At 37.2% G+C, this 9,368-nt stretch carries 11 protein-coding genes; 4 read left to right on the top strand and 7 right to left on the bottom strand.

The annotated features are described in order from the left end of the window. The 5 genes from F6K13_RS06955 to F6K13_RS06935 all read right to left on the bottom strand — a co-directional run. Window positions 1–254: YidC/Oxa1 family membrane protein insertase (locus tag F6K13_RS06955; protein WP_287287072.1), on the bottom strand; the 254-nt coding region annotated here is incomplete at its 3' end. Window positions 255–446: 192 nt separating this feature from the next. Then, window positions 447–836, bottom strand: a complete 390-nt coding sequence (locus F6K13_RS06950) for a PH domain-containing protein (RefSeq protein WP_124147112.1) — start codon at window positions 834–836, stop codon at window positions 447–449. Then, window positions 808–1,215 carry a ribonuclease P protein component gene (gene rnpA, locus F6K13_RS06945; protein WP_124147111.1) on the bottom strand — a complete coding sequence of 136 codons (408 nt, stop codon included), beginning with the start codon at window positions 1,213–1,215 and terminating at the stop codon, window positions 808–810. The genes F6K13_RS06950 and rnpA overlap by 29 nt, the downstream gene beginning before the upstream one ends. 198 nt (window positions 1,216–1,413) lie before the next feature. Further along, entirely contained in the window at window positions 1,414–1,554 is a 141-nt protein-coding gene (gene rpmH, locus F6K13_RS06940) for a 50S ribosomal protein L34 (protein ID WP_124147110.1), read from the bottom strand. 120 nt (window positions 1,555–1,674) lie between these two features. Then, a complete protein-coding gene (locus F6K13_RS06935) occupies window positions 1,675–2,202 on the bottom strand; it encodes a DUF2808 domain-containing protein (RefSeq protein ID WP_124147109.1) in 528 nt (175 codons plus the stop codon). A gap of 736 nt (window positions 2,203–2,938) precedes the next feature. On the opposite strand from F6K13_RS06935, the gene F6K13_RS06930 reads away from it, so the two are divergent. From F6K13_RS06930 to F6K13_RS06915, 4 genes are all read left to right on the top strand, one after another. Next, entirely contained in the window at window positions 2,939–4,081 is a 1,143-nt protein-coding gene (locus F6K13_RS06930; protein WP_124147108.1) for a Re/Si-specific NAD(P)(+) transhydrogenase subunit alpha, read from the top strand. 115 nt (window positions 4,082–4,196) lie between these two features. After that, window positions 4,197–4,487, top strand: a complete 291-nt coding sequence (locus F6K13_RS06925) for an NAD(P) transhydrogenase subunit alpha (protein ID WP_094678584.1) — start codon at window positions 4,197–4,199, stop codon at window positions 4,485–4,487. Next, window positions 4,487–5,890, top strand: a complete 1,404-nt coding sequence (locus F6K13_RS06920; RefSeq protein ID WP_124147107.1) for an NAD(P)(+) transhydrogenase (Re/Si-specific) subunit beta — start codon at window positions 4,487–4,489, stop codon at window positions 5,888–5,890. The genes F6K13_RS06925 and F6K13_RS06920 overlap by 1 nt, the downstream gene beginning before the upstream one ends. Window positions 5,891–6,741: 851 nt before the next feature. Then, the gene (locus F6K13_RS06915; protein ID WP_124147106.1) at window positions 6,742–7,038 is read left to right on the top strand and encodes an RNA-binding protein; all 297 of its coding nucleotides are present in this window, start codon (window positions 6,742–6,744) and stop codon (window positions 7,036–7,038) included. A 255-nt stretch (window positions 7,039–7,293) separates the two neighbouring features. Here the strand turns inward: F6K13_RS06915 and F6K13_RS06910 are convergent, their stop codons facing one another. Both F6K13_RS06910 and F6K13_RS06905 read right to left on the bottom strand, forming a co-directional pair. Beyond that, entirely contained in the window at window positions 7,294–7,953 is a 660-nt protein-coding gene (locus F6K13_RS06910; protein WP_124147105.1) for an ElyC/SanA/YdcF family protein, read from the bottom strand. 499 nt (window positions 7,954–8,452) lie between these two features. Continuing rightward, complete coding sequence (locus F6K13_RS06905) at window positions 8,453–9,121, bottom strand: DUF2301 domain-containing membrane protein (RefSeq protein ID WP_124154981.1); 669 nt, start codon at window positions 9,119–9,121, stop codon at window positions 8,453–8,455. Window positions 9,122–9,368 lie beyond the last annotated feature (247 nt).

Here is a 9,368-nt window from a genome sequence, read left to right as displayed (position 1 = left end):
TTTTCTTCCTGCTGTTTTTGTGGATCGTCTTTATAGCGTTTTTGAATCTCCTCTTGTCGCTTTTTCATCAAAGGTTGCGTAACTTTCATCTTACGCATATTCCTAATTGACCCCGCATTTAACGGGTAGAGACTTGCGCGAATTACAAGAGTTAAAGCTACGATCGCTAGACCATAACTTGGTACGATCCCGTAGAAAAAATCTAGGATCGGCAGCATTATATTGTTGGAAAGAAAACCTATACCAAAATCCATTATTTTATGTCAACCTTGGGGCTGGTGATATTTCTAATTTCGACTATTTTTAATTTTTGATTACTATATAATAAAGGTATCTAGTTCAATACATATAAATTAGTCATTTATAAGAACATTTACTAGGTCGATATTATAGTAGTAGCTAATTGAAAGACATAGTAGCTTTGAAAAATAATAGTTAAATAACTATCAATTAGTAGGACTATTAGTTTTTTGAGCTTTTGCAGCCATCTTTTCAGTTATGTAAGATTCAATTTCTCTAAATCTTGGTATTGCTCTTAGTTCTAAACGAGTACCATTTCTGAGAGTAACTACTAAGTCCCCCCAAGCTCCTAATCCTCTGGGGACTTTTGCTATTTTGACAATTTCTGAGTAAACAATATCTGTTCTATCTTGTCCCATCCAGCCTCCAATCACGGAAACTCGCCTATTAGTAATCCTATAACGTAGCCATAAAGCTCTAACAATAGCAGCAACAGTTAGAGGTAGGCCAATAATTGTTAAACCAATTAATAAGTTAAGAATTAAATCTCCTATGTGGGGACCACCTTCATAAAAGGCTTCCTCTCGAATACCCATCCAACACCTCCACTTGTGTCAATAACTCTTCTAATTGTTGCAGAAATTGAGAATAATTGCACTGTTGAGCTGTTGGTTTAACTACAATCACTATATCCCATCCTTTGGAAATGAATGGCAACATTTGACGTAAAGCTGCTCTAATTTGGCGTTTAATTCGATTTCGGACTACTGCTCCTTTGCTCACTTTTTTGCTAATAGTAATGCCTATGCGAGTAGGTCGCAGAGATTCTAAATTATCTGTACCTTGAGGTAATTTAGGCTCTTGCTGATGACGCAGAGCCTTTAATGTCAGATCAGAACTATTCTTGCGAATTCCTTTTTGATATACAGCACCAAAATCTTTATAATGACGCAGCCTGTTTTCGATAGGCAACATAGTGAGATTATTTAAAATTTGTCTATAATCATCAGAATTATTTCTAGTGTCGCTACGCGGAAGTCAAAAGTCGTAGGAAAAAATGGCATTGGCTAGCGCCAAGCTGCCGCTAACGCCCTCTAAAGTATTGATTGGTAAGGCTTTTAGGATTTTGTAACTTGTTAGTTATTTCTGCCATCCTGCACTAATTTTCTTTTTCTAATAGACTGCTAGACGCTCCCGCCCTTTTTGCCGACGTGCTTTAATTACTGCTCGGCCATTTCTAGTACGCATTCTTGTTCTAAAGCCAGATACTCTTCTTCTTTTTCTACTTGTTCCATGTAAAGTCCTTTGAGTCATTTTTTCTACTCCTTAGCCACTAATCTAATAACAATTTAAAGTCACAATCCCTAATCATAGCACGTATATCATATAAAGTAAAACAGGGCAAATCTATCGTCTATTTTTCAATCAAATATTCTATTCTATGGTCAAAAGCCATGTGCCAATATAACGTAGTAAAGGCACATCACCAGGAGTCCTAATATTGGCATTAAAGTGGTACATTCCACCAAATCTGGGATTTCTGACATTGCTGAAAACTACTTCAATTTTATTACCCGCAGGAATAGGTTCAGCAGGGTAAATTTCGACAAAATTATTTTCTTTGTCCCATACTATTTCATCAATAGGTATTGATTCTGGTTTTTCTGAACTTCCTCCCCCAACACGAATTTCTATTTTGTCAGTATCAAATGAACCTTTGTAGTAATTGGGATAAAAAATTGATAACTGGGCAACTGCTAAATTTAATTTGTTTGCTGGTATCCGTAGTCGATAACGATCCCAAGTCCCAGACCTACCAGAATCTAAACGGAAGTTTAACTGATTTTTTTGTTCTGGGCCACCAAATAATGTAAATCCTGGCATCCCTTGAGCCAAGCTAGCAATTGGTACACCTGTTAATAAGCAACTGCTAACCAGCAAAGTAGAAAGTATACGTTTCATAAAACTTCCTCTAATTTTAAAATCTCTTCACTAAAACTTTATCAAGATTTTATATATACGGCTAGTGCTGCTACGCGGAAGTTAAAAGTCAAAAGTTAAAAGTCAAAAGCGAGTGCTAATTGGCGAGGTTTCCGTTTCCTCCAGAAACACTCCGCGAACAGAATGTAAGACGCACATCTGACAGTCAAAATTGATTTGTAATTTTTGTAACTGGTCAGTTATTTTCGCCATCCTGCATTAGGGATTTTGAAAATAGACATCTGAGAGAGTAGGGAGTAGGGAGTAGGGGAAATAATTGATGATTTATTTATGATAATTGATTTGATTTTTGATTTTTGGAGATGCCTAATAGTATAAACAGGATTTTTAAAATAGATATTTCCACCAAAGTAGGGAGTAGGGAGTAGTATCTCTATTCAAACTGACAAATTAAAAATATTGACTTTGAGAGTAATCTCCACAAATTTATTTAATACCCTCTTTATTTAGCAATTTTTTTGAATTTGTTCAAGCTTCAATAATGACCAAGTATTTAGTCTTAAAAATCACATATTTTCTTAATGTCCACCTTGAATTCATAAGACAAGTTAAAGATAGCAATGAGCAACGAAATATCAGCCTAATAATTATTAGTAAAAGAACAATAAATATAGCTATAGCTAGCTAACTCAGGCCCATTATTTTAGGTAGGGTTCTTAGGTAAGGAAATCAAACTTTAAGTAGACAAGGAGAATTTATGAGAATAGCAGTAGCTAAGGAAACTCTGGTCAATGAATCCCGTGTGGCCTTAGTTCCCGATGTTATAGCACGATTAGTTAAACAGGGATTAGAAATCCAGGTAGAAGCAAGTGCGGGAGAAAAGTCTTTCTTCTTTGATGGAGCTTACGAACAAGCTGGAGCAAAAATAATTTCTGATAGTGACGCCCTGTGGCGTGAAACAGAAGTACTTCTAAAAATTGGGGTACTACAGGAATCAGAAATTGATAAATTACCAGAGGGTACTGTTTTAATTAGTTTTCTCGATCCTTTAGGAAACCCTGCTATCGTCCAACGTTTAGCGGAACGGAAAATAACTGCATTCAGTATGGAGTTGATTCCTCGTACCAGTAGAGCGCAAGTTATGGATGCTTTATCTTCCCAAGCTAATATTGGTGGATATAAAGCAGTTTTGCTTGCCTCTGCTGCTTTACCCAAGTTTTTCCCAATGCTAACTACTGCAGCAGGTACTATTAAACCTGCAAAGGTATTAGTAATGGGTGCGGGGGTTGCAGGTTTACAGGCGATAGCTACTGCTCGTCGTCTAGGTGCGGTGGTAGAAGCGTTTGATATTCGTCCAGAAGTTAAAGAGCAAGTGCAAAGTTTGGGAGCAAAGTTTGTAGATGTAACTCTCCAGGAAGATACTGTTGCTGAGGGTGGTTATGCCAAAGAACTTTCTGAGCAAGCTAAACAACACACTCGCGAAGTTCTCACCCAACACGTTGCTGCTTCAGATATTGTAATTACTACTGCTCAAGTTCCTGGTAAAAAAGCACCATTGCTAGTAACTAAAGAAATGGTAGACCAAATGAAACCAGGTGCAGTGATAGTTGATATGGCAGCATCACAGGGTGGAAACTGTGAATGTACTGAAGCAGGCAAAAACGTACAGTGGAATGGTGTGACTATTATTGGTCCGGTCAACTTGCCAGCAACTATGCCAGTTCATGCTAGTGAATTGTATGCCAAAAATATTTCTGCTTTGCTCAAGTTGATGATTAAGGATGGAGAGCTAAATCTTGATTTTGAGGATGATATCATTGCTGGTGCTTGTGTTGCCCATGGTGGTGAAATTCGCAATCAAAGAGTCAAAGATGCTTTAGGTGTTGCTGTTGGTAGTTAGTTAAGCAGTCAGCAGTCAGCGATCGGCACTCAGCAAGAGCGTTTTTTCTTGTTGAGAAGGAATTGAAAACCTTGCTAATGCCGTATAAAAGTCAAAAATTAACTGTAAAAGGACTATGAGTGAAACATTAATTGCAGCTTTATTCGTATTCGTCTTGGCATCATTTGCCGGATTTGAAGTAATTAATAAAGTGCCTCCAACTCTGCATACACCCCTGATGTCTGGAGCTAATGCTATTTCAGGGATTGCTGTTTTGGGCGCACTAATTATCGCTGGTGACAAAGATTGGAATGTCACTGTGATTTTAGGTTTAATTGCTGTAGTATTTGCCACCATTAACGTAGTTGGTGGATTTTTGGTTACAGACCGGATGTTGCAAATGTTCAAGAAGAAGGAGGCTGCATAATGAGCGATTTTATACCTACCGGAATCCAATTAAGCTACTTGGTAGCGGTATCCTTGTTTTTCGTGGGACTGAAAAAGTTGGGTTCTCCAGCTACAGCTCGTAATGGTAATTTATTAGCATCAGTGGGAATGTTGATTGCTATTGTAGCAACCCTGCTAGAAAAAGAAGTAATCAACTATGAAATGATTTTGGTAGCAATTGTTGTCGGTTCAATTATTGGAGCGATCGGTGCTTACAAAGTAGAAATGACTGATATGCCTCAAATGGTTGGTTTGTTCAACGGTTTGGGTGGTGCTGCTTCTGCGATGGTGGCAGTAGGTGAGTTTTGGCGGTATTTGGCTGTTGCTCAGTCTCCTCCATTGCCTACTACTATTACAGCATTATTGGGCGTATTAATTGGTGGCGTAACTTTTACAGGTTCTGTAATTGCTTTTGCTAAACTACAGGGAATTATGAGTGGTTCTCCGATCACTTTCCCATTGCAACAACCTGTTAATGCTCTCCTATTTGGTGGGTTTATTGTTGGTAGTGTCTATCTATGCGTTACACCATTCAACTTACCCATATTTTTAGCATTGGTAGGCGTATCCCTAGTATTGGGTATAATGTTTGTCATCCCTATTGGTGGTGGCGATATGCCAGTTGTGATTTCTTTGTTGAACTCATTTTCTGGACTAGCTGCTAGTGCTGCTGGTTTTGTGGTGATGAACAATATGTTGATCATTGCTGGTGCATTGGTTGGTGCTTCTGGAATTATTCTCACAGTAATTATGTGTAAGGGTATGAACCGTTCCTTGACTAATGTACTGTTTGCTGCATTTGGTACTGGTGAAGGTGGTGGTCCTGCTGCTGCTGGTGGTACAACTGATAAGTCTGTTCGTAGTATTGACCCTGAAGAGGGTGCAATGATGTTGGGTTATGCGCGTTCTGTGGTAATTGTACCTGGTTATGGTATGGCTGTTGCTCAAGCACAACATTCTGTCCGTGAGTTGACAGACCAGTTGGAAGGATTGGGTGTTGAGGTTAAGTATGCTATTCACCCAGTTGCAGGACGGATGCCTGGACACATGAATGTATTGTTGGCAGAGGCAAATGTGCCTTATCCCCAGTTATATGATATGGATGACATTAATCCTCAGTTTGACCAGGCAGATGTAGCTTTGGTGATTGGAGCGAATGACGTGGTTAATCCGGCGGCGCGTGCGGATCAGAATAGTCCGATTTATGGAATGCCCATTCTCGATGTTGATAAGGCAAAGCATACTATTGTGATTAAGCGCGGTCTTAGCACTGGTTTTGCTGGTGTGGACAATGACTTGTTCTACAAGGATAAAACTATGATGCTATTTGGCAGTGCTAAGGATATGGTTGCTAAGTTGGTTTCTGAGGTTAAGCAACTTTAATTCGGGGTCTTAAAATTAAATTTAGCTGTGGTAAGCGCATAATATTTGTCTCAAAGCGCTTACCTCTAACCCATTCAATACTGAGCATTGTTCATTGAGCAATGCTCATTTTAAGTGTTCCAGAGTAAATTATTTTTCATTATTTTGTTTGCTCTTGTTATTCCTTACAGAAGACTACACGAACTTATACCAATTCACTTAAAAAATGTCACAAATAGTTGGTAACTGATGAAGTCAAATAATAAGCTAAAATTACTGTAGAGTAGAGGTTTTAATATAGTTCCGGATAATTAGTTATTGTATGATGAGAGGAGTCAGAACTCAGAACTCACGAGTCAGTAAGAAGAAAGGATGAGAGTTGGAATTATCTGGGGATATTCCGGCATTTTATCATTTTCTTTGTGGGTTTAATACCCCACCGTCAACGGGGGTGTTCAAAATTACTTGGGGGAGCGTAGACGCGGAGCGGCCCTTTGTTGACTATCCCCATGTAATTTTCCTCCTGTCTCCTGTCTCCTGTCTCCTTCTTCAAGTCTGCATTGAATGGAAGTAGAAAGTGCGATAACTGTATAACCGGATTTTATATAAGTGTCTAAAATATCACTTCTGACTTCTGACTTTTGACTTCTGACTTTAGTGAAACGAACTTAGTTGGTCATTTTCTCGTCTTAAATATTTTCAATATTTTCAAAAAAGTCTCTGAATATAAATATCTATTGTGCTATTATAGAAGGTGAGAATAAATTCGGTTATAATGTTTGTTTATATTGAGGGCTACTTTCCTGTCGCTATTGACAAGCTTCTCTCCGAAATCTAAATCTCTACAAAAATCTTAATTTTGGAGAATATCTATGTCAATTTATGTAGGCAACTTATCCTACGATGTCACGCAGGATGATCTATCTGAGGTTTTTAAGGAATATGGTTCTGTTAAACGGGTTCATTTACCAACTGACCGTGAAACAGGACGCGTTCGTGGTTTTGGATTCGTGGAAATGGATACTGAGGCAGAAGAAGAAGCGGCCATTGCTGCACTTGATGGTGCTGAATGGATGGATCGCGAAATAAAAGTTAATAAAGCTAAGCCACGGGAGGAAAGACCTTCCTTTGGTGGCGGTGGTCGCAGAAACAACTCTCGTCGCTACTAATTTAATTCATTTTTATTATTAAAGTTAATTATAGGACTTAGTTTAGCTCCTATAATTATCAAGAAAGAATTTAGGTAAGGGAAACGTTGGATTAACAAAGTGCAGAATTTTGAATTGAATTCTGTAAAATTTTTATGTTTCGCAAGTGCGTTTAAGACCCTCTAGCAAACATAAAATTTGGTAGTCTTTAATGAGTGATGGGTCTTAAATGCCTAATTAATGCTTTTTCCTGTCTACTAACTCCTAATTTCTTCTTCAAGATGTCCAATTGACAAAACGGGTATAAAAATAAGCGATCGCCTCTCCAACAACAGTCCGCATACCTGCACTAGACTGCCACCATCTGTGAGGATTATAATCTTTAGGTTCAAGAGCAATCACACCTACCTGAATATCTGGACTGAAAATATTTCGATAAATCATCCAGCTACGGCGAGCGTGGGGTCCTAAGGTATAGATATTGATAGAGTTTACTTTCATATGAGAAGTTTTTAGCCATTCTTTAACCGCAATAGCAGAGGCAGCAGTGCGATACTTAACAACTTGAGGAGTTGGTATCGCAACTACTCGGTCTGGATCGACACCCAAGGCAATTAAAGTTGCGGCTGTTAGTTCGGCAAAGTTATTGTATTCTGATAGATAATATCCCTTACCTATGGGCGAACCTGTGGTAATTAATTTTTGATAAGCACCTTGCTGAAATTCAGTGATCGCTAACTTTACTGCATAGTCAGACATCCAACCCTCAACTATTAGTATATCTGCTTTTATGGGGGAGGTTAGTGCTAAGAATGAATAAATATTAAAGCAGCAAATCGTAATTAGAAAGATAATTAATCCTAGAATTAATATCCATACCTGGATTATTAAAATTAATTTTTCCTGCCATTGTAATAAAATGTTTTTTGGATACATTTAAGTAATCAACTAAGAAGTAAAGAAGAAAGAAAGTAACAGATTTCATCTCACACTAAATCCGGTTAATAAAACAGATTTATAATTTTTTTCTGTTCTTTACTCTTGACCTTCATAAGTAATTTATTTAAACTGAATTTTAGATAATATCAATTACTAAAAATCTTGCTATACTTGAGTGCTTTATAAGTTTGCAAAATCAAAGTTATGAGCGTAGTAGGACTTTTGGTAGATTAGATTCCATCAGGGTTGAGGTACAACTATAGCGGGCAAGATGCCCGCAGTGGTAACATTTAATTGTTAATATATGTCTTCATATACTTGGAATCTGCTGTAAATGTTGTTATTCTGTTTTTCCTGACTACTGACTATTGATTACTTTTACTCTTAACTAAATGTAGGTAGCAAAATTTTTTAGATTTGCTATAACTGCTATCTATTCAAAAAGACTCAATCTTCTTGATTTAACTTCAGTAATATTTACTGTTAATAGCTCTTTCTAGCTATGAGCTACTTCTTCTTGTTTTTTGTGTAAATACTCAAAAACACTCTTATCACCAATATCTGGAGGTATTGCTTGGAATACCTTTCGGATAGCAAAAACTATAAATAGAAATGCCCAAATTCCCAATAAAAACTCTTTGACTTCAAGTAATAAAAAGTCAGCCATATGAGATAGTAGTAAAAAAGGTACTAAAGGTGTGAGGAATTTTGTTTCTAGGCGGTTAAAACAAAAAGCTTCTTTGAAATAAATACCAGTCAAGGCAGCAAAGGTAAAACCAACACCCAAAATGGTAATTGGATTAGTGTAAACTACTAAGAACAGGGGCTGAGTACTGTTAATTGCTAAGATTACTGTAGTAATAGTCCCTATAATCCAAAATAGTTGGAGTAGTCGGTGTAAAATGGCCATATAGATATGAATAGTGACTAAACTTAGACCTAAAGCTAGACAAAAACAGCCATAGATGGGTGTTAGTGCTTTAATCACTGCTGGGTTGTTGCCTTGCCATAAGACTAAGGTGCTGCCTAATGCAAAACTAAGGGCAGCTATCATCAGGCCACTACGATAAATAATGACACTAAGGCGATCGCTTTTTGTGATCGTAAATTCTCCAAAATGTCCTTGATAAACTATCGGTTTTGGAGATTGTAGTATTTGTGTCATAATTTACTCCTAAAGAAATATAGATCGACTGATTTTTTTTACTTATAGATATTTTTAATCATAAACCTGGATAAGGGGAGAACTTTATGCCAAAATCTAATCAAAAACAAAATAAAAATAAGTCTCAACCTGATACCAGAAAACTAAAACCAATTGAGATTGATGAGACTATTATATCAGGGAAAACTGGTAAGTTGAATAATGGAGAAAATATAACTATTAGTGTACCTATTGATAATTTTTTACA

The organism is Okeania sp. SIO2B9, from assembly GCF_010672505.1.
Taxonomy (GTDB): domain Bacteria; phylum Cyanobacteriota; class Cyanobacteriia; order Cyanobacteriales; family Microcoleaceae; genus Okeania; species Okeania hirsuta.
This window is presented reverse-complemented; position numbering and strand designations above follow the sequence as displayed.

Coding starts and splice junctions, on each gene's coding strand:
- F6K13_RS06910 (WP_124147105.1), bottom strand. CDS start 7,953: ATGTATCCAAAAAACATTTTATTACAATGGCAGGAAAAATTAATTTTA.
- F6K13_RS06905 (WP_124154981.1), bottom strand. CDS start 9,121: ATGACACAAATACTACAATCTCCAAAACCGATAGTTTATCAAGGACAT.
- F6K13_RS06925 (WP_094678584.1), top strand. CDS start 4,197: ATGAGTGAAACATTAATTGCAGCTTTATTCGTATTCGTCTTGGCATCA.
- rnpA (WP_124147111.1), bottom strand. CDS start 1,215: ATGTTGCCTATCGAAAACAGGCTGCGTCATTATAAAGATTTTGGTGCT.
- F6K13_RS06930 (WP_124147108.1), top strand. CDS start 2,939: ATGAGAATAGCAGTAGCTAAGGAAACTCTGGTCAATGAATCCCGTGTG.
- F6K13_RS06935 (WP_124147109.1), bottom strand. CDS start 2,202: ATGAAACGTATACTTTCTACTTTGCTGGTTAGCAGTTGCTTATTAACA.
- F6K13_RS06950 (WP_124147112.1), bottom strand. CDS start 836: ATGGGTATTCGAGAGGAAGCCTTTTATGAAGGTGGTCCCCACATAGGA.
- F6K13_RS06915 (WP_124147106.1), top strand. CDS start 6,742: ATGTCAATTTATGTAGGCAACTTATCCTACGATGTCACGCAGGATGAT.
- F6K13_RS06920 (WP_124147107.1), top strand. CDS start 4,487: ATGAGCGATTTTATACCTACCGGAATCCAATTAAGCTACTTGGTAGCG.
- rpmH (WP_124147110.1), bottom strand. CDS start 1,554: ATGACTCAAAGGACTTTACATGGAACAAGTAGAAAAAGAAGAAGAGTA.